20 protein-coding genes are annotated in these 20638 nt (G+C 44.5%); 4 read left to right on the forward strand and 16 right to left on the reverse strand.

Translation table 11 applies throughout. From position 1 onward, the window contains the following. Positions 1-288: 288 nt before the first annotated feature. From A3729_RS18025 to A3729_RS18070, 10 genes are all read right to left on the reverse strand, one after another. A complete protein-coding gene (locus A3729_RS18025) occupies positions 289-1029 on the reverse strand; it encodes a hypothetical protein (RefSeq protein ID WP_068553425.1) in 741 nt (246 codons plus the stop codon). Further along, positions 1016-1561, reverse strand: a complete 546-nt coding sequence (locus A3729_RS34660; protein WP_068515392.1) for a DUF2878 domain-containing protein — start codon at positions 1559-1561, stop codon at positions 1016-1018. Before A3729_RS34660 ends, A3729_RS18025 begins: the two co-directional genes overlap by 14 nt. Before the next feature lie 48 nt (positions 1562-1609). Then, positions 1610-2878: a cyclopropane-fatty-acyl-phospholipid synthase family protein gene (locus tag A3729_RS18035; protein WP_068515394.1), complete on the reverse strand. Its 1269-nt coding sequence runs from the start codon at positions 2876-2878 to the stop codon at positions 1610-1612. A gap of 34 nt (positions 2879-2912) precedes the next feature. Continuing rightward, on the reverse strand, positions 2913-3719 hold the full coding sequence (locus tag A3729_RS18040) for a DUF1365 domain-containing protein (protein ID WP_068634162.1): 807 nt from the start codon (positions 3717-3719) through the stop codon (positions 2913-2915). Beyond that, positions 3719-5023 (reverse strand): NAD(P)/FAD-dependent oxidoreductase, encoded by a 1305-nt coding sequence (locus A3729_RS18045; RefSeq protein ID WP_068515401.1) that lies wholly within the window; start codon positions 5021-5023, stop codon positions 3719-3721. Before A3729_RS18045 ends, A3729_RS18040 begins: the two co-directional genes overlap by 1 nt. Continuing rightward, complete coding sequence (locus tag A3729_RS18050; RefSeq protein ID WP_068515403.1) at positions 5020-5859, reverse strand: SDR family oxidoreductase; 840 nt, start codon at positions 5857-5859, stop codon at positions 5020-5022. The genes A3729_RS18045 and A3729_RS18050 overlap by 4 nt, the downstream gene beginning before the upstream one ends. Before the next feature lie 12 nt (positions 5860-5871). Then, positions 5872-6327: a nuclear transport factor 2 family protein gene (locus tag A3729_RS18055; RefSeq protein ID WP_082880545.1), complete on the reverse strand. Its 456-nt coding sequence runs from the start codon at positions 6325-6327 to the stop codon at positions 5872-5874. Between the two features lie 15 nt (positions 6328-6342). Next, the gene (locus A3729_RS18060; RefSeq protein ID WP_068515410.1) at positions 6343-7335 is read right to left on the reverse strand and encodes an acyl-CoA desaturase; all 993 of its coding nucleotides are present in this window, start codon (positions 7333-7335) and stop codon (positions 6343-6345) included. Then, complete coding sequence (gene phrB, locus A3729_RS18065; protein ID WP_068515415.1) at positions 7332-8795, reverse strand: deoxyribodipyrimidine photo-lyase; 1464 nt, start codon at positions 8793-8795, stop codon at positions 7332-7334. The genes A3729_RS18060 and phrB overlap by 4 nt, the downstream gene beginning before the upstream one ends. A gap of 85 nt (positions 8796-8880) precedes the next feature. Further along, positions 8881-9870, reverse strand: coding sequence for an NAD(P)/FAD-dependent oxidoreductase (locus A3729_RS18070; protein WP_068515418.1), 990 nt, complete (start codon positions 9868-9870; stop codon positions 8881-8883). 135 nt (positions 9871-10005) lie between these two features. Here A3729_RS18070 and A3729_RS18075 point away from each other — a divergent pair, with 135 nt between their 5' ends. Continuing rightward, positions 10006-10599: a sigma-70 family RNA polymerase sigma factor gene (locus A3729_RS18075; protein WP_082880582.1), complete on the forward strand. Its 594-nt coding sequence runs from the start codon at positions 10006-10008 to the stop codon at positions 10597-10599. Next, positions 10566-11210: a ChrR family anti-sigma-E factor gene (locus tag A3729_RS18080; protein ID WP_068515424.1), complete on the forward strand. Its 645-nt coding sequence runs from the start codon at positions 10566-10568 to the stop codon at positions 11208-11210. Before A3729_RS18075 ends, A3729_RS18080 begins: the two co-directional genes overlap by 34 nt. A gap of 232 nt (positions 11211-11442) precedes the next feature. Here the strand turns inward: A3729_RS18080 and A3729_RS18085 are convergent, their stop codons facing one another. After that, positions 11443-12639 carry a PQQ-binding-like beta-propeller repeat protein gene (locus tag A3729_RS18085; RefSeq protein WP_068554924.1) on the reverse strand — a complete coding sequence of 399 codons (1197 nt, stop codon included), beginning with the start codon at positions 12637-12639 and terminating at the stop codon, positions 11443-11445. A 332-nt stretch (positions 12640-12971) separates the two neighbouring features. Here A3729_RS18085 and A3729_RS18090 point away from each other — a divergent pair, with 332 nt between their 5' ends. After that, a complete protein-coding gene (locus A3729_RS18090) occupies positions 12972-14654 on the forward strand; it encodes an NAD(P)/FAD-dependent oxidoreductase (protein WP_068515429.1) in 1683 nt (560 codons plus the stop codon). A gap of 86 nt (positions 14655-14740) precedes the next feature. On the opposite strand, the gene folE is transcribed toward A3729_RS18090, so the two are convergent. Genes folE through A3729_RS18105 form a run of 3 tightly spaced genes read right to left on the reverse strand, consistent with a single transcriptional unit; the run spans position 14741 to position 17046 of the window. After that, positions 14741-15391 carry a GTP cyclohydrolase I FolE gene (folE, locus tag A3729_RS18095; RefSeq protein ID WP_068515433.1) on the reverse strand — a complete coding sequence of 217 codons (651 nt, stop codon included), beginning with the start codon at positions 15389-15391 and terminating at the stop codon, positions 14741-14743. Next, positions 15384-15779 carry a dihydroneopterin triphosphate 2'-epimerase gene (folX, locus tag A3729_RS18100; protein ID WP_068515436.1) on the reverse strand — a complete coding sequence of 132 codons (396 nt, stop codon included), beginning with the start codon at positions 15777-15779 and terminating at the stop codon, positions 15384-15386. The genes folE and folX overlap by 8 nt, the downstream gene beginning before the upstream one ends. Before the next feature lie 52 nt (positions 15780-15831). Beyond that, positions 15832-17046, reverse strand: coding sequence for a sigma-70 family RNA polymerase sigma factor (locus tag A3729_RS18105; RefSeq protein WP_068515439.1), 1215 nt, complete (start codon positions 17044-17046; stop codon positions 15832-15834). Positions 17047-17294: 248 nt separating this feature from the next. On the opposite strand from A3729_RS18105, the gene A3729_RS18110 reads away from it, so the two are divergent. Next, positions 17295-18713 carry a fasciclin domain-containing protein gene (locus A3729_RS18110; RefSeq protein WP_068554920.1) on the forward strand — a complete coding sequence of 473 codons (1419 nt, stop codon included), beginning with the start codon at positions 17295-17297 and terminating at the stop codon, positions 18711-18713. Between the two features lie 348 nt (positions 18714-19061). Here A3729_RS18110 and A3729_RS18115 read toward each other — a convergent pair whose 3' ends face one another. Both A3729_RS18115 and A3729_RS18120 read right to left on the reverse strand, forming a co-directional pair. Further along, complete coding sequence (locus A3729_RS18115; protein ID WP_068515443.1) at positions 19062-19805, reverse strand: SDR family NAD(P)-dependent oxidoreductase; 744 nt, start codon at positions 19803-19805, stop codon at positions 19062-19064. An 87-nt stretch (positions 19806-19892) separates the two neighbouring features. Beyond that, on the reverse strand, positions 19893-20636 hold the full coding sequence (locus A3729_RS18120; RefSeq protein WP_197470016.1) for a MipA/OmpV family protein: 744 nt from the start codon (positions 20634-20636) through the stop codon (positions 19893-19895). Positions 20637-20638 lie beyond the last annotated feature (2 nt).

Genomic DNA, 20638 nt, shown 5'->3' on the forward strand with positions numbered 1-20638 from the left:
AATCATGCCTTTGGAGTTAAAGGATACTAATAAAACGCTCGAGGTAGCTATTTTTTAGAACCTGACCTAGGCACCATCAAAAGCTAAAGGTCTGCTTTCCTGTTTTAAGTAATGTAAGGTTTCGAGGAAAATAGGCTCGATTCTTATGACCGCTATTCACCATTTTTTGATACTGGGATAAAAGTTCGTATCAGTAATATTCAGCCAAAGCTGAGAGAAGTACCAAGGCCTGCTTTTGGCACTTAGCGGACGTCAAGCAGCGCTTGCCAACCAATAGAAGAATTGAACTCAGAAGTAATGGTATTTAATATGCGCCACATAATTATCTGTTTTTAACTCGCCGTTCTTTTCTCTTAGGATGTTGGTCAGCCCTTTGTATTCCAATAAACGTTTTGAGGACCGTTCATAGTGCAGGTAAATCGGGTCCATCACTAGTCCGATTAGCCAGCTTTGCGGCTTAATGGATAGTTGCAAGCGCTCTTCATTAATATCAACAGTCTCTAGTTTGAAACCAATTAACTCAGACCGATCAAGCGACAGGATTTCAAATTTGATCTTCTTTCCCGCTAGCAAGTGCTGCCAATATTTGATGACCAAACGATCAAAGCCTGCATCGGCGACAATGCGCTTGCTGTTATCAATGCTTATCGTTTCATGCTGCAGGTCTTTCTTTTTGATGTGTTCAATCTTTACCTGATTGTCAGTTTTGGTCAGAAGACTTGTTTGATTCGAGCGGAGGTCGATAAAGCTCATGTCGGGTATTAATTTATGCTTCGAGAAATCCAGATCTTTCTTCGCAAAGACCTCTCCGTCTGGCGCCTTGTATTCGACATATGCATTGTCATACTGATTTGATCGATTGAGGTTTATATAGTGGTGCTCTGAGTACAGCAACTCGTCACTGTCTAGCGAATACGCTTTGCCCTCAAACTGAACGACTTTGATATCGCTTGGCGCAGCTTGTAGCTGAGCGCAAAGCGAAGAGAGCACAAAGAAACTGGCAATTGAGAAACTGCTAATAGCTTGCATATTTGCCTCCTTGGGCTGGCAGATCCTCCTTTGGTGAAGAGGGGAAGATTGCAGTACACAGAACTCCGACTACGAACCATTCTAGGATGATGAAAATAAGGGAGGCGTCTGCAAAGTGAAGCGCGCCGAAGTGACGGCCTGCCAGGTATGAAGCGGGTCCGGAAATGCAACATAAGCAGATGAAAAAATATGGCTTGGCTAAAAACCATTGCAGCGACGAAAGCAGTGTGAGCGTAAACGCACACCACATTATGATTAACCACAAGGGAATTATAAAATCGTTGGTTCTTAACTCGGGGTTCGGAAACTGGTAAACGCCTAGATGCATAAGCAAGCTGTCGATCAGAATGCCGATACACGCGATATACAAGAGTTTTAATGAGTTGTGAGTCGATGCGTTTGTTCGAACGAAATGCACTAATAGCAAGGCGAATGCGCAGAGCGCCAGGTACCAATCTGATAAAATTGCCAGAAACCAACAGCTTTGGAATAACACCGCATTGAGGAGCCTATTTAGTTGTTCCCGAGACATTGAGTAGACTCCTTAATGGTGTGGTTGGCTATATCGCTTATCACTGCCTTATATGCGAGACAGGGGCTCGTTTCTATAACCTGGTTTAGCGAATAACATATGAGATACGCCGATAGAGCGCTCTTTGAAACCTCCTGCGCAGTAGCAGAGGTAGAACTCCCACATACGTTTAAATTCTTTGCTATAGCCTAGCTCTGTGATGGTCGCTGAGGCTTTATTAAATGAATCCAACCATGCTAGCAGTGTTCTAGCGTAGTGTTCCGCAAAGTCCTCTTGATAAACGAGTCGTAGGTCGCTGGCCTTCATCGATGAGCTAGTGAGAGCCTGAATTGAAGGAATACAACTACCAGGAAAGATATAACGCTGAATAAAATCGACGTTGCGTTTGGCGTACTCGAAACGCTGGTCTTCAATTGTGATGGCTTGAATCAGCATCGCGCCATTTGGTTTCAACAGTGAGGCGCAAGTCGCGAAAAAGGTGTCATAGTATTGCCAGCCAACCGCTTCGATCATTTCTATTGAAACGAGCTTGTCGAATTGCCCCTCTAGCTCACGATAGTCTTGCTTTAGAAGTGTGATTTTATCGCTTAAGCCTGCTTCGCTGATCCGTGTTTGTGCTAACTCATGTTGTTTATCAGAGATCGTGGTGGTGGTGACTTTGCAGCCATAGTGCTTGGCAGCATAGATGGCAAACCCGCCCCAGCCAGAGCCAATTTCAACCACATGGTCAGATTCAGATAGGTTTAGTTTTTCACAGATAGTCTTAAGCTTGTATTGTGATGCCTCTTCCATGCTTGCCTGTTCGCTAGGGAAGATGCCAGAGGAATACATCATTGTCGGGTCCAGGAAGGTCTTAAATAAATCATTACCCAGGTCGTAATGCGCAGCGATATTTCGCTTGGAGCCTTTTTCGGTATTTTGGTTCCAGAGGTGAAAGGCTTTAGTTAAGGGCCGGGATAGCAGGGCGAAGCCGCCTTCCATTTGATCTAGAATATCACGGTTCTGGACCATGACTTGCACTAGTTTAGTTAGATCCGGTGAGCTCCAGTCTTCTGACATATAGGCTTCTGCCGCGCCTATGCTGCCGCCCGTCATAATATCTAGATAACAATTTTCATCAAGAATATGTAGCTCGGAATAAAGCGGGTCATTGGGAGAAAGTGGTTCTCCGAAGAGTGTACGTGCGCCTGGTTCAACAATGACAATTGTCCCCGTGTGCAGTTTTTGTAGCTGCTTATGTACGAGTTTTCGGGCGACGCTACTTACACTGAATTTTGATTGCTTTTTGGCGTGACTCACTAGGCTTGTGGGACTCATCTCGATGTCTCCTTTACGGGCATTCGTTGTTATCTTATTTGCTTAAGTTAGGGTGATCGTAAAATTGTATGCGCTTTAGCCATAGCTTTAACGCTTGCCAATATATCCCCATGCTTACTCTTACGGTCATAAACGGAAATCGGATCAGTGTGCTGGCTAAATAGTTTGTGAAATCGTATCGCTCCATCACTAACGTGGCGTCAAAGTGCTTTTCGTTTTGTTCGTCGCGCTGGGTGTTATCCATATGCACTCTTAGCCCTTGGTTTGGCTCATCAAAGGTCCAGTGATAGGTCATATCCATAGGGTTGAACGGCGAAACATGAAAAACTTTGGGAAACTCATAGTGGTGATATTTTTGTGCTTTCAGGGCATACGAGCCATACTCTCCCGATTGACCTACGGGTAGCACATAAGCATGCCGTTCACCCCATGGGGTGTTGGTGATTTCAGCCAAAATAGAAACCAGCTTGTTAGCTTTGTCAAAACAGTAGTAGAAGGTGACAGGGTTAAAGACTGCATTGAAATAGCGGGCGTGGCACAGCATTCTGACGTGTTCAATTTCCGGCGCAGATAAACCTTGTTCGGTGAGATTGTTCGTCACTTTGTTAATGACGGCTTGTTTTAAATCGCCCGATTCGGGTGAGTAATAATCATCGCGACGAAACGAGACAATATTGAACTTTTCGAGTGAACAGTACCACTTCGATTTACACAGCGATTCTAACTCGTCTAAGTCAAGATAGAGCATAAACAAGGGGTAGCGAAACTGGTGTTTCTTGGGCAAGAAACGACGATGCCGTATCGATCCTCTATATATTGAGCTGTGCTTTATTTTGCTCACTAGAGTGTTTCTCCGAAAGCCTCTGCGACGCGAAGTCCGCTATTGACCCCATCTTCATGAAAGCCGTTGAACCAATAGGCACCACAATAGTGTGTGCGTCCATGACCAGACTCAGGGTTACCACTTATTTCATGATGACGCGCCTGTGCTTTGACGCCGTCTTGGCTAAAGACCGGGTGGCTGTAGTTGAACGTGCGAATGATCTTGCTGGGGTCTATTTCATTGGTCCTGTTTAGAGTAACTAGAAATGTTTCGGGAGCGTCGTCGAAGTTCTGCAGGATGTTCATGTTGTAAGTCACCATGGCACAATCATTAGCGCGCTGAGGAATATGATAATTCCAAGCCGCCCAGGCCAGTTTTTTCTTAGGCATGAGGCGAGTATCTGTATGCAGAGTGACGCTGTTGTCCTGATAGGGGATTGCGCCAAGAATCTCGCTCTCTTTTTCAGACACATCGCCGAGTAGCCGTAAGGCTTGATCGCTATGGCAGGCAAAGATGACCTGATCAAAGGTCTGCACAGAATGGTCGCTAAAGGTAATGGCCGCCTCGCTAGGGCTTCGTGTTACCTTTATGATATTGCTGTTAAGGTGAATGTTGTCTTTAAAACGCTGTGTAATCGGTGCTATGTAAGACTCTGAACCATTCGTTAGTACCCTCCACTGCGGTCGATCATCGACACTTAACATGCCGTGATTCTTAAAAAACTGAATAAAGAATTTTAAGGGAAACGATAGCATTACATCGACAGATGCAGACCAGATAGCCGCTCCCATTGGAACAATATAATAGTTTTTAAACGCGTCGGAATAGCCATTTTGTTCAATGAATTCACCTAGGCTTTGCTCAGTGTCGAGTGTACCCGCTTCCAAGCTCTCAACCGTTTGTTTGTTGAATTTAAGTATGTCGCTTATCATCCTCAGAAACTTAGGGCGGAACAGGTTACTTCGTTGCGCGAATAAGCTGTTTAGGTTGGTGCCATTGTATTCAAGGTCAGTGTTTTCACATCGTACACTGAAGCTCATGTCTGAATCTTCGCTTGTAACGCCTAGCTGGTCCATTAGTTTGATGAAGTTAGGGTAGGTCCAGTCATTAAAAACGATAAAACCTGTATTCACCGGGTAGCTTTTGCCTTGGCATTGTACGTGTTCGGTGTGGGTATGGCCGCCAATATAGTCGTTCGATTCGAATAAGCTAACGTCATGACGCTTACTCAAAAGATAGGCAGACGTCAGGCCCGCGATGCCTGATCCGATGACCGCAATGCGTTGGTTTGTAAGGTGCTGGTGAGAAGGGTTCTGATTCATTGCTGGTGATCCTGAGGGTTTGTCGTCGCGATTGACTGAGTTGTTCTTGTAGAAGAATCGGCCTGAGATGCATTGCGCGATAACTTGGCAAGTAAAGAAAAGCGAAGATGATCAGGTAACAAAGAGATCAGCTTCAATGTTCGAGTAAATCGTTGCGGAAAATGTATGTCGAAAATGCCTCTTTCAAGTCCGGAAATAATTCGACTGGCAGCTTCTTCGGGTTCCATGAGTAGTGGCATTGGAAAATCATTGAGATCGGTTAAAGGTGTTTTGACAAACCCCGGACTCACTAGATGAACGTCAATGCCTTCTTGCTGTAAATCTATTTTTAAGCACTCGGTAAAATATCGTAGTGCCGCTTTTGAAGCGCCGTAGACATGTGCTCTGGGAAGCGCTTGATAGGTGACGCTGCTCGACATCACGACCAGTTTTGGCGTTTTTCCTTGTTTGGCGGATTCGCGCAACAGGGGCAGCGCTGCATTGATGGTCGAAACAGCGGCCGTGAAATTGGTGTCCATCACGCGTTTGATACTGCTCATATCAATTTCGTCTGAATCGATATACTCACACGTACCCGCGTTCACGACGACCATATCAATCGACGGATAAGTGCTTTGCAGCTTTTCTACGACGGCTTGGCAAGCACTATCATTGGTGATATCTAGCGTTTGTGGCTCGCACTTTGATGGTGTCTGTCCGCACAACGCGTCTAGTTTATCTTCTGAGCGAGCGCTTGCTATGATTGATTTATCAAACTTCGCCAAGGCGGTGACGAGCGCTTTTCCAATCCCGGTGCTAGCACCAATTACCCAAATACGTTCAATATCATTCAGCATTGTCGGCTCCTGCTACTTCATAAAATATTTTAGAGTTTGGATAAGTTTCCCCATGACCGGTATGTGCTCATAGAGCAATTGCCCGCCATCAAAGTAGTCTCTGTGGTAGTGCACTTTGTCGTTGAAACGTATTAGGCTTGCCCCTTCAATCGTGATTATTCTGCCTTTATTTAGCTTCGGGTGAGCATATTTCATGGTCCAATTTAACATGGCATCATTGTCTGTAACCCACTGGTCATGGAAGGTGAACTGGCAGGAAAGTAAGTTCTGATACAGTGACGCGCAGTACCCTTGAAAGTTAGCTACGCCTTCTATCCGATGAAAGCTATCTTCGAATAATACGTCTGGTTCGTAGACTGCTTCAATGATTCCACTATCGCAGTTATTCGCATCGAGCGTGTGGAAGAGGTGCTTGAATCGCTCTACAACATTAGCGGGTGTTTCTGACTTTATAACGACGACTGACATGATGATTGTGCCTTTTTAAGTATGAACGTTTATGCTTGAACGTTTTTGTCTACCTTCTTCTAGGATACGAGAAGGCACAGGGTTCAGATCAGAAATAATTCTAAAAAAGCTCAATAGACGCAGTATCAAGTAAGAAATATCAATCTCCCACCAGTAGAAACCCTGCCTTGCAGAGACGGCAAAGCGGTGATGATTGTTGTGCCAGCCTTCTCCCAGGGTAAGCAGTGCAAGGAAAGCATTATTCCGACTTTGGTCTTTTGTCTCAAAGCGCCTTGATCCCCATACGTGACCAAGAGAGTTAATGGTGAAGGTGGCGTGAAACAAAAATACTGTAGAGATAAAGAAGCCCCAAACCAGAATTTGTAAACCATTAACGCCTGAGTTTGGTAAAGCATAAGCCAAGTATTCACCCAGCATGTACATGCCGATTGCGAAGAGAACGGGCACTAGGCTATCAAAGCGATTTAGAAAGCGGAGTTCAGGGAACTTCGCTAGGTCTTTTATGACACTGTAATCGGTTTTAAACCCTTCATCGCTCATGAACCATCCGACGTGACTCCACCAAAAACCATGAGCAATGGGAGAGTGTAAGTCTGACTCTTCATCTGAGTGCTTATGATGATTCCGGTGATGAGCGGCCCACCAAAGCGGGCCTCTTTGAGACGCTGAATTGCCTAGCACGGCAAAACAAAACTGCCAAAAGCGGTTGGCCTTGTAACTCTTGTGAGAAAAAAAGCGGTGATAAAACGCGGTGACCGCAAACATCCTTAGCCAAAAAGCGGCTAAACAGATCGCAATGGCGACGGGGCTCCAGCCTGTCCAGATGACACCTAGGCAGCCTAAGTGGACGGCAATAAATGGCATGCAACGCATCCAGTTTACGGTGTTGGTAGCGTGCTCCCTTTTGGGGTCAGGTGAGTAAGACTCAGAGTCAAACCAGCTAATAAGGTTACCTATTAGCCTTGTTGAGTGACCCGCTTTAGTCTTACTGCTCGGTGTATCGTTCATGAGTAATAGTCCAAAAGAGGAAGCTGTTCAGTATCAGCTTGTTTGTGAAGCGATTTAAATGCCGCTTTCGTTTGTGACGTTGCCAGGGCGTGTTCGACTATTTCTGCGGGGTAAGCGCATGCAGCTCTCTGTTCTTTAGTTGGTTGGTGTATTGACTTGCTATCCAAGGTTTGTAGTTCAGGAACATAGCGTCTTATAAACTGTCCTTGGGGGTCAAAGCGTTCAGACTGGCGTGTGGGGTTAAAAATTCTGAAGTAGGGAACCGCGTCGACGCCTGTCGAGGCTGACCATTGCCATCCACCATTGTTGGACGCCAAATCACCATCGACTAGCATTTCCATAAAGTACGCTTCACCGAGTCGCCAATCAATTAATAAGTGCTTTGTTAAAAACATCGCGGTAATCATGCGTAGTCGATTGTGCATCCAGGCTTTTTCTTTTAATTGGCGCATGGCAGCATCAACGATGGGGTAGCCTGTTTTTCCAGCCTTCCATTGTTCAAACAAACGATGGTCTTTACGCCAAGGTAGCTGATCTGTTTCTTTCTTAAACGGCTTATGCATGCTCAACCTCGGATAAGCGTACAAGAGGTGGCGATAGAATTCTCTCCATAGTAGTTCGTTTATCCAGGTGTTGACGCCTTCATTACGCCCTTCAAACTCGCCTTGATTATAGCTTAGTGCTGATCTTAAACACTGTGATGTGCTTACGATACCCGTTGCAAGATAAGGAGACAGTGAACTTGTCGCGTCGAGCGAGGGAATATCTCTGGCCTTATGGTAAGAGGCTGCGCGTTCTTCCATGAAGTTATTAAGTAGCTCGTGAGCGTGATCTTCTCCTGCGGGCCAATGATGGTCCCACCGAGAATCGACTTGAAACGTCGCAACATTCAAGTTTGGTGCTTTGACTGTTAAGGGCGGTTGTGGCGAGGGTTTGTTGACCAGGTGCCTGGATAAAGTCTTCGACTGCTTTAAAAATGCACGTTTAAATGCCGAGAATACATGATAGTAGCTTCCCTTCTGGTTCCTCAAGGTGCCCGGAGAAACGATGCATTGATCATGAAAAGATTGGCTGATAATGCCGTGATTACGTAAGTTTTCAGATACCGACTTGGCGAGTCGGCGCTCGTTCAGTCCATAATCTTCATTGTAGAAAAGGTGAGAAACTTTCAGCTGGCTGGCAAACTCAGAAATACTCGATTCCAGTTTTTGCATGGATTCTGCTGTAAGAACATAAAAGGGAACGTTAAGCTCGCTGAGAGCGCCAGAGAGTATTTCTAGTTGGCGCAGGATAAGAGATCGTTTAGCTGGCGACTCATTGTGGGCATCCCAGGTTTCTTCAGATATCACATAAACAGCAATGCTAGGCCCGGATGACATGGCAGCCGAAAGCGCCGGGTTATCATAAACCCTTAGATCACTTCTAAACCAGATTAGGTTGAGTAAATGTTCTTGCGTCATCTTATATTATCCCTTTTTGTTGCTATTTTATGTTGCCAATATCTTATACTACGAACCTTGTATATCATACGCAGGCCGAATGAAATTAGATCTGTTTTGCTACCGATATGCCACTTAAATAGGCGCACTCAAGTCCGTGGCGGGATTGATTCGTGGCAAGATAGTCTCCACTGAGGTGTATTTTTTCACTACATGTAAGGTAGTTCTCTTTATTGTCGATGGGGGTATTACTCGGCAGAGAATATAGCCAGCGATGTAAGTGTGAAACGATGATATCTATTTTTTGTTCGCATAGTGCTTCGAACTCACTCAATAGATAGCTTTCAACGCGTGTTCGTTCCCAATTAATTGTTTCTTGGCTCCACTCTTCGCCAGCTTGGACTTGATAGTACTGCACTGAATCGTCTGGCTTAGCACCTCGTTTAACGTGCTCTGGCGAAATTGACTTAATATTTGGGTGCTGTGCAGAATCTATTTTTAGTTCTGTACTGCTACGAACGGCCAAGAGAAGTACCCATTGTGGTTCCATTTTAATGTGCTCGATTAGAGGGCAGAGACTATTGCCTTTGGGTAATAGGTCGTAAGCTTGTTGAGGTGGCGTTGCGATTACAATGTGCTCTGCTGTGCAGAACAGCTGCTCGCCAGTAGGTGATTCAGTGTAAACCTGCCAAAGCTCACGTTCCTTTTCGAGGCGACAAACCCGGGTGGAAAAGTGAATGTTCAGGTCTTTAGCAATGTGGCGCGTGATGCTGGAGTTTCGCTCTCGGCCAACATAGTACTCTGGCTGATTGGCGCAGGGAACGATAAGCTCATCGGCCAGCCACTTATCAAGTTGAGCTTTAAATTGTGGTGTTTCGCTAGAGAAACTAGGGCAGCCGAGGTCAAACGTAAGGCTTTGGTCGTCAGGTAGTGGTAAGCGCTTTGATGAGAGCCTGCCGCCAGTTCCGCGTGACTTTTCGACCACCGCTACCTTTTTGCCTCTATGTTGTAACTGCTTAGCAGCCGTTAATCCTGCCATGCCTGCACCAATTATGACTACGTCCATAACTGTGTCCATAACTACGTCTGATTTCATGTCTCACCTAAGTATTAAAAGATTCTACTAACTATACGGCATAGCTCAGATATTGGATTTATGGGTTTACCCAAATAGTAATATGCTTTACATTTCAGGAATGATTCAAACGTAGATTTCTTGCAGGAAGGCCCGGTGGCTACCATCACTCCAGAAAACCAAAAGTTAAACGCCTTGTTAATGAGTATTGCTCAAAATCAAGACCGTAGTTCGTTTATAGAACTATTTAACTTAAGCTCTGCACGCTTGAAAGCGTATGCCATTAAGTGTGGTTCGAACTCAGCAGATGCCGAGGAGCTATTACAAGAGTGCATGTTAACCGCATGGCGAAAAGCGCATACCTTTAAGCCAGAATCCGGCACTGCGATTACCTGGTTATATACGATTGTTCGTAACAAACGTATTGATATTGCACGTAAGGGTCGCCCTGATTTGGTCCAATCTGATGACTTGTTTTATGAAGAGGGTGGTGAATCTCTAGAAAGTGAAGTCGAAAGTGATCTAAATGCGCTGATTGTTCGTAACTTAATCACAGCCTTACCTGACGAGCAAAAACAGATTGTCTACAAGGTTTACTTTGAAGGGAAATCACACAGTGAAATTGCAGGGGAATTGGACTTGCCCCTTGGCACGATTAAATCGAGACTCAGACTAGCAATGAAAAAGCTAGATAACTTGGCAAAAGAGCATATGACATGGCTAATTATCATCCTTCCGATGACCTTTTAATGCAGTTCGCTGCTGGGCAGGCACCTAATGCTTTGGGTATTATCGTTGCTTGTCATATCGAAACTTGCGGTTCGTGTGCCGCAAAAGTACGACGTTACGAAAGCTTAGGCGGTGATATATTATCTAGCCTGGAGCCTGAGCCGGTTGGCGCGAACGTACTAGACAATATTCTCGCGCGGCTTGATGATCCTGTCGCGAATGACAAACCTTTGAACTCAGCGAATCAGCAGGTCGAGATTCCACCGCCACTGAGGCGGTTTGTTGATAAAGACTTCGACCAGTTATCGTGGTCAGGCTTTTCAAGCAGCATAAAAGAGTTTGTATTACCTATTTCCGATGAACGCTACACCGCTAAGTTTTATCGAATCGCTGCAGGCAAAGAACTCCCAGAGCATACACATGAGGGCAATGAATTTACCTTAGTGATGCGTGGTAGTTTTTGCGATAAAGCAGGTGATTATCATAAAGATGATTTCATTTTGGCCGACACCCAGACTGTTCACCAGCCAAGAGCGCATATGGAAGAAGACTGTATATGCTTTGCTGTGATGGATGCTCCTTTGAAAATGACGGGCTTTTTTGGTCGAATGTTGAACCCATTCCTTCGTTGACAGAGTATTTCGGATTAGCCTCTTAGCACTTACCTTAAGTAAATTGAAGTGCCGTCGTTTAGGGTCATGCATTGCGACAATTGCGGGGTTTTCTTTCCATGGTTTCCGCGTTCTTACAAAGCCTCAAGGCATAACCTAGATTTCATCGCGAAGGCCTATTCCATCTAGGCCTTCGCTTAACACCTCATATTTAAACCTGTTCAATCTGTTTTAAGGGTGAGACTGGGTATTTCTATTGGTTCAAGAACTTCGCTAAATAATGTTGAATTTCACCGTCCTTGACTGCGCTATATCCAATGTACATATTATTGCCTTCTAATGCGATGGAGCCTGTCGTGATTTGAGTGCCTGAGGTCGCTACGGTTGCACCGATGAACTGGCCACTTGAATCAAATTTCTCGTTGTTACCACCACCGACAACATACACTGCACTGTCTTCATCAAGCGCTAAGTCTTGAACAATATTTTGGCTCGTGGTTTGCCACAGCTCTTGCCCTTGCTCATTCAATTTAACTAGGCGTCTGGACTTGTCGTTAGAAAGGCTGAGCACTACATTGTCTCGCCAATCTGCCTTCAGTAAAGCCGGGCCCGGTAGTCCATAACTTTGTTGTGGCGGGTAGTAGGTTTTACTCCAGGATGGTTGACCGTTTGGACTGATACCGGCTATGCGTGTTGAATCATCTTGTTGATTGTGCGCGATAACAATGCTGTCATCAGATAGGACTGCGAGAGCGGCTTGAAGGTAAAGGTCTGCAGGTAAATCAACAGCCCAGGCCAGTTGCCCTGCAGCATTGTATTTCGCTGCTTTTTCTGCGCCGACAATATGGATGTCGCCGGCATCATTAACCTCGATATCCCATGCTTTCTCATGTTCAATTTTAAGTTGTTTGACGCCATCTAAGTTAAACACTTGGGTGGCAAAACCTGTAACATATAACTGGTCTTGATGGATCTCTAGATCGCGCGCATCATCGTGTTTAGATAGCTCAATAGACCACACTAGTTCTCCATAAGTATCTACTTTAACGAGGAAAGAGCCATAGCGTTGAATGTCATTTTCGACAATATAGCTAACACCAATGGCATAGCTGTTACCGTCACTATCTAGGGTGAGATCAGTTATCTTATCGTCACTTCGATAGTTGCCTTTCGCAAGGTCAATATCGGTTGACCAGATTAATTCACCATCACTGCTTCGCTTAACCAGCAAAATATTTTGTTGGCGGTCCGTGCCTGTTCGGATCGTTGATCCGCCGCTGATTATTTCTCCATAACCATCGACGGCGACATTTGATAGCCACTCAACTCGAGATTCATTGCTACTGGCATGAGAGTAATATTGCTCCCATTCTGGTGTGATTTCATTCTTACAGGCAGTCAGTAGGGTAAGCGGAAGCAATAAAGATAATGTTTTAAGGTGTAGGTTCATACGTTTAATAAAACTCCATGTGTGTATGAAAAGAGGTTGTAATGTTTTAAAAACAACATTAGGTGTTGGAATATAGTGATAAAATTTAGTATAAGCATACTAAAATGTTATCTGGTTAACGGTTTTTTGTTTAATAAGGTGTTCTTAGCCCACTTAAGGTGTCGGGAGCACACAAAAACTATTTTGATACTGACACTATCTTCCTGAGCCAACTACCTATAATCTTTACGATGTAAGTTTTTTGCTGTATGTGATGATTCAATACTTAAAATAAATCGTAATAATTGGATTATGTGATTTAACCATTAATTATCCATGTAGGAATTGCTCTTATGACTAAGGAATCCGTTCAGCCTCTCACGAATAAGAAAACACTCAAACCCAGTACGCTAAGAGTGGGCAAACGCTATCGCTCATCGCGTGTCGACGGTCATTATGATGCCGTTGTCATTGGCTCGGGTATTGGCGGTATGACCAGCGCAGCTATGCTGTCTAAGGCTGGGTTAAAGGTCTTGGTATTAGAGCAACACTACACCGCTGGAGGATACACTCACAGCTACTCGCGCAATGGCTACGAATGGGATGTAGGTGTTCACTATATCGGTGAGATGGGCAACCCTAAATCACAAATGCGCAGAATTTTCGACTTTATCACTGACGGTGAATTGAAATGGGCGCCACTAAATAGCAATTACGATCGCTTCCACTTTGGCGAGGATGTTTACAATTTGCGCGCGGGTAGAGATTGTTTCAAACAAGACTTGTTAAAACACTTTCCCGAAGAAGAGCTAGCGATTGATTCCTATCTGAAAATGCTAGATGCCATTACGCGGTGCATGCCCCTTAAGGTTATGGATAAGTTGATGCCAACCTTACTTTCTCGGCCCTATAAGCTGCTCAAGCGTTTCGGCCTGCCTGACTACTTCAACAAGACGACTTATGAAGTCTTAAGTGGACTGACCTCAAATGAAAAGTTAATTGGCGTCTTAACAGGGCAGTGGGGCGATTGTGGTTTACCTCCTAAGCAGTCGAGCTTTTTAATTCATGCACTGATCGCTCGACATTACTTATCGGGTGCTTACTACCCAGAAGGTGGTGCCTGGAAAATAGCCGATACGATTATTCCTGTTATCCAACAGTCAGGTGGTGACTTGCTTACTTATGCAAGCGTCGAAAAAATAGTCGTTGAAAAGGGCGTCGCGTTGGGTGTCGAGATGTCTGATGGTCATATCATTCACGCAGATAAGGTTATTAGTGCTGCAGGCGTAATGAATACCTTTCAAGACCTGGTTCCGCAGGCGCTGAGCAAAAAGTTCTCTTATGATAAAAAGCTGCAAGAAGTTGAATCATCAAAAGCGCACTTGGGAATGTATATTGGTTTGAAGGGCAGCACTGAAGAATTGAAGCTACCCAAGACGAACTTCTGGATCTTTCCTGATTATGACGCCGATAGTGCTTTGGATGCGTTTGAGAATGACAAAGATAAGCCTTTGCCTGCGGTGTATATTTCATTTCCGTCTGCAAAAGACCCTGAATGGCAGCGAAAGAACCCTAGCAAGTCGACGATAGAAATCGTTGCGCCTTGTCCTTATGAATGGTTTGAAAAGTGGGAAGACCAGCCATGGGGGAAACGAGGCACGGACTACGAAGCACTCAAAGACATGTTTACCGAGCGTATGCTGAAAGCACTCTATGAAAAAATGCCTCACTTAGAAGGTAAAATCGACTATCACGAAACCAGTACGCCCTTGTCGACAAACTTCTTCTGCGCCTACAAAAAATGTGAGCTCTATGGACTTAATCATGACCCTTCTCGTTTTGAGCAAGACTGGCTGCGACCTGAGACGCGAATTCCCGGCTTGTATCTAACTGGCCAGGATGTGCTTAGCTGTGGCATTGGTGGCGCGATGATGGCAGGAGTGATGACATCGGTTAGTGTGCTGGGTTGGAAAAGCTACAAGCTACTTAATCGCTTTGGCTTGCGCGATAGGATTGGTTTGGCTGTGCCTGTTTAGGCGCAGCGCTGCTTGCTATCACGCCGATAGCTCTGGGGATAAACAGCGATGGTGTTTGTCCCCGCCATTGATTGTGTAGCAATCAATTATTGATGGGCCTCTTGTAGAAACTCAGCGCGTGTCTGTGGGTTGGTTTTAAAGGAACCTCCTAAGGCTGTCGTTGATGTTTCAGAGTTTGCATCCATAATACCTCGGGATTTAACGCAATAATGTGTTGCGTTAATTGATACTGCGACGTTGTCGGTATTGAGTAAGACTTGCAGCGCAACTAAAATTTGCTTTGTTAATCGTTCCTGAACTTGAGGGCGCTGTGAAAAAAACTTTACGATACGATTTATCTTGGATAAGCCGATGATTTTTTCTGCGGGAATATACGCGACTTTAGCTAAACCATCGATCGTGACGAAGTGGTGTTCGCAAGTACTTATCAGGTTAATGCGACTGACTTTAACCATTTCATCGACATTCATTTTGTTTTCGATAACCGCTATTTTGGGAAAGTTCTGATAGTCCAGGCCAGAGAATATCTCCTCCAAGTACATTTTTGCGATTCTGTGTGGAGTTTCAGCCAGGCTATCGTCTTGAAGGTCTAGCCCCAAAGTTGCCACGACCTCGGCTAATAAACCCTTAATTCGCTGATATTTTTGTTCGTCAGTGTATGGCGTCTGAACAAGAGGCGTTTCAAGTCCCATTTCAACTAAGGTGCTTTTAACTAATTGGGCTTCAGGGCTAAGCATGGGCATAGTTCTCCAAAGTTTCAGGTAGGATTGAGGCCTGCATTGTCAGTGATACTGAATCAGCAAACCGGAGCGCGTGTGGTTTCTCAACGTTTACTTTGGCGAAGGTGGTGTGGGGACTCGTGGTGCAAATTTGCAAAATTTCTTTTACAAGTCGCTCGAGTAATAAGAATCTGCCTTCTTCAACAAGTTGAATGATTCGCTTGGTAATGATCTTATAGTCCAGCGCGTCTTTCACCTGATCTGATTGCGCGGCTTTATTGGCAGAATAATGTAGTTCGACATTCACGACGATATCTTGTTGTTTAATTTTTTCTTCTTCATTAAAGCCGATGAATGTTCGTAAGCGTAGTTTGTCGATTTTAATAATCGCATTTGATAAATTCATAGTCCGTTTCCTCTCATTATTAATCATTACGAATCAAATTGAATAATGGATCTCAATTGCCATTGCCCAGATCGGTGTCTGGTTCACTTTCTAAGATTGTGTTCAGCTCTTTTTCAGATTGAAGCGATAATTGGCGAACCCTTTCAGATGAGATGAAGAGTATCTCGCTGATCTCTTTTAGCGTGTAGGTGCGGTTGATTCCTATGCCATATCGCATTCGGAGTATGGTTTGTTTTCGTAGATCTAAGCTCCCTAGGATGTTTTTTAGGTCTCGTTTGTACAGGAGCTCCTGTGTTTTTAGGTCTTGTTCGTTTTTTCCAATGAGTTCGTGTTCTTCAGGTTCTGGAGACTGTGCATACCATTCTGTGTTAGCGGTCGCATGAGTATTTAATTCGACATAAGGTGCTTTATTACTGATGTTATCTGGCAAACTCGCTCTAAACTCATGGCTTCTAGGAGGTCGTGATAGCTGCTGTTCTAGCTTTGCCCTCGTTTTGTCGGCAATTGCTTTATCGCGGAGTTGATCGTAAGGTTTACGAACGACACTTGCTTGCTTTTCGATAGCCGCATGTATGTGATGACTAATGGCAGTATAAGCATAAGTCGAAAAGAGGAACCCCTTACTGGGATCAAAGCGCTCAATGGCTTTAAGTAAGCCGATACTGCCTTCCTGCACTAAATCGTTGTAAGGCATTCCGAGGAATCTAAATTTGCCAGCTACGCTAAAAACAAGCTTCAAATTTGCAGTTATTAGTTCATTACGTTCGCTCTTATATTGTTTACTTAGTTTTTCCAGCGTGTGGACCTGATCACACAGAAGAAATTGGTCTGCTGTGTTTTCTTGATTGATGTGTTCGTTGATAACTTTTATCACTAGGTGGCGAGGGACTTTCCAAAGTGAAAGGTTTTTTTTCAGCTTTCTGCTTACTGCTTTCCTCTGCTGCTTTGAACCTTCGATATGGTCGATTACCTCAAGAGAATCGATGAGAGAAATGATTTTTAAATAGACACTTCCATCGTTATAGATCTGGGTTCTTAAGTATTTTTGAGTTTCGTTCTCGATTAGTTCGACCAATGACTTCAAAGAGCTCAGTAGTCTGGGAAACTGAGCAAATAAAACCAGCTGTGACAGGGCGTAAGACTCCATAGATTTATAGAGCTTCATTTGCGTTGCGATAGGCAGTTGTGGCAGCTGATTATTCTCAAGGTCATAAGGGTTTCCACTCGTATTGCTAATCTTGGTTTCAGCATATTCTTTAGCGAGCATAGGTGCTTATTCTCCGGACACTGTTTAATTACCTTTACTCGAAGAATGCGAAAACGGATCATAATTTTGTGTTTTCATGTCGTTTCGTTTTAGAAAACAGAACTTAATTGTGATCCGAATTTACAACCTCCCCGTAAACTGGTTTAAGCGCTCAAGATGAATGTCACCGACGCATGTTTAATTTGTAAGAATGATGTCGGTATTAACTCAAAACGAAATTGAAGAATGATTTAGGGAAGGTACACATTATGTCCACTCGACTTTTAGACAGGCTTTCTTGGGCCAAAAGTTTATCCGTATTGTTGTTTGCCAGTTCAACACTATTATTGTCAGCATGTAGTGACAGCGATAACGATAGCGCAGCGTCTTGCACGGGTTCAATCGCAGACATCGCTGACTGCAACGATAGCTTCGATACACTTTATGCTGCGGTGGCGGCGGCAGGCTTAGGTGAAACCCTAAGTGGTGGAGAGTTTACAGTATTTGCGCCGACGGACGATGCCTTCGATGCATTGTTTACAGCATTGGGTGTGACGCCAGATGAGTTCCTGGCGCGTTCAGACCTAGCTAATATCCTGACTTACCATGTTTTATCTGGAACGGTTGACGCGACAGCAGCTACATCCTTAGCTGGAATGATGGATAACACAACACCCACTGTTGAGACGTCGAGTATTGAAGTATCTGTCTCTGGCGATGATCTATTTGTTAACCGCTCTCAAGTTGTGATCGCTGACGTTGTTGCGGACAACGGTATCATTCACGCAATAGATAAGGTTCTTATTCCACCAAATTATTTCAATGTTGTTGAAACGGCACAAGCAGATGGTCGCTTTGATACATTGGTGGCTGCCGTCGTTGAGGCTGGCTTAGTAAGCACTTTAGCGACAACGCCAGACCTAACCGTTTTTGCACCGACTGATGATGCCTTTGCAGACTTGGTGGCAAATAATGACGCGTTTGATAGTGCCGGTGATATTCTTGCACTAACGAATCTTGGGGATATTCTGCAATATCATGTATTGGACTCTGAAGTTGATGCTTTGACCGCAATCAGCCTGTCAGGCAATACAACAACGCCGTTATATACCGCAAAAGATCTGGCAATTTCTTATGATGACCCAGACTTATTCATTAACACATCTAAGGTCATTGTTGCCGATGTCGATACATCAAATGGAATAATCCATGCGATTGATAAAGTCCTATTGCCACCATCAGCTGATGCTTTATCAGATGACAGTATTACCATTGGTGAGCTGGTGACTAATTTGGCAGGGGCTGAGGTGGATGCAGAGTTCACAACCTTGCTCGCCGCGCTTCAGCAAGAAGGCTTAGATGCTGCGTTGGTGGGGGATGGGCCGTTCACCGTGTTTGCACCGACTGATGCAGCGTTCGCAGCAGTGGGTACACCTAGTGAAGTGCTTGCTTTAGGTGGCTTGGCAGATATCTTGAGCCAACACGTAATCAGCGGCACAGAAATTGACTCCATAGCTGCCTATGCAGCAAATGGCACGGCTGTACCGACATTGCGTGCAGATACAGATCTTACAGTAGATATCGATATGGGTATGCTGATGGTTGGAAATGCCACGGTGTTGATTACAGATGTTGAAACCTCAAATGGTGTTATTCATGTAGTCGATGCGGTAATCACAGCCCCTTAGTAGAAGTGGTTATCTAAATCGATCTACCTTTGTCCCGCTTTGCGGGACTTTTTTTTCGAATTAGAGCGAGTCTAGGAGAGCGTTATTTTATGGCTACCAATACAAGTAAAAATGTAGATACAGAGCATCGCAGCAAACAAAGCACTACCCTAAGATTACCTTGCAGGGGCTGCCTAAAAACATGCTCAAACTATACAGTGTGTGATGGACGCCCGTGGAGAACAATGATAGCCATTGACTCATGAGTTAGAAATCGACACGGCTCGTGTAGAAAAGGCTGAGTAAAACAATTGTTACCTTAGTAGCTTGGTTCGGTTTAGGTTTCTGAGTAAGCCAAGAGCTGGCCTACTACCACTCAATATCCATATTGTTCCAATCTTTAAAACTTAACTTTCCATCTGCTTTTGACTCAACTAAGAGTTGATGCAGCCGATCTGCGACAAAGTCGGTCTTGAATAGTTTTTCTTCTGGAACGCCCGCTTGGTATGGCTTTGAAAGTTCGGTGTCTGTGGTTCCAGGGTGGAATGAAATGACTTTTGCTTTTGGAAAGCGACGACTGTATTCAATAGAAGCATTCTTGAGAAGCATGTTTAGTGCTGCTTTAGAGGCTCGATAGCTATACCAGCCGCCGAGCCGATTATCTTTAATGCTACCCACTCTTGCTGATAATACAGCAATCGTGGTCGCTGAATTTTTATTCAGTAACCCGGTCAGCTCTTTTAACCAGACAATCGGCATGAACGTGTTGGTCTCAAAAACGCTATGCAGACTTTCATAGTTGATATCTTCGATACGTTTCTCAGGCTTTATGTTGAGTTCTTTACTATGTAGTAAACCGCTGGCGATCACGATATATCGAATAGGTATATGACTGTCCGCTATTTGTTTGCAGCAAGCCTGAATCGAACTAAGCTTGGCGTCGGTTTGTAGCCATTCGGTTTTTGTTTTTTGACTTTCATTTCTCTGGGGCTCGTTCCTAGACAGCGCAAAAATAGTCGTGATGCTTCTATCTGATTGCATACGTTTAAGGATTGCGCTCCCAATACCCCCGTTAGCGCCGATGATAATTGCTGCAGCCTTGGATTGGTTCATTTTGTGTGACCTCAATGGTTATTGAAAACTGAGTGCAGGGAGTAATGGCTTATTGGAAGGGTGCATCAGCTTGATTCAGGTTTGAAATCAAAAGAATCGGGTGAAAGAAAGATTTACCTTCCAATGGTTTTTGTTGTTAACAATAGGGCTGTTATATAGCGAGGAGTCCAGCCAGGAATGTGTCACGCTGGCACGGGTAAAGCCTTTGAGAAAAATTGGCGTTGCAAAGTTAAGGCTAACAGACGGATTGATCGACGTGTTGGGAGTGTAAGCTTGTCTATCTGAATTGGATTCGTGATCGCGCACGCCAAAATAGTAGTTACTGTACGCGCTATCCAAATAGTTTAAAGAGATCTTTGGAGTCAAAAAAAATGGCCCGTAATTGTAACGGTATGACATTGCAAGGGTGAAATCTTGTCCGCCTGAATGGTTCTGTAAATCATGAAGATAGCTAAGTGTGTACGACAGTCTGTCTTTTTTGAGGCTTGTACTCAGACCGCCAAACAATGAGTTCTGGCGCCTCGTCATTCCGTCAAGATGCTTTGAGTCGTTCGGTTTGTAACCGACCGACTTATAGGTGATGAGTGCCAAAGCTTCCAGTTCAGCACTCTGATGTATGATATAGCTGGCACGAGGCCCCAAAAAGCTAAACCTAGTACCTATATAACCTATAATAGGCAGGGCAACCGTGTCAGCTCCTACGCCGGCATAATAAGAGGAATTGATGCTTGTAAAAGCACCGTAAAACCAGCCAGTCTGTTGTTTTCTAGCCTGGCTTTTTTTTACTAGCGACGTTTCCTTACTGCCGGTTTGATATGGCTCAGCATTCAATG

This window comes from Oleiphilus sp. HI0043, assembly GCF_001634935.1.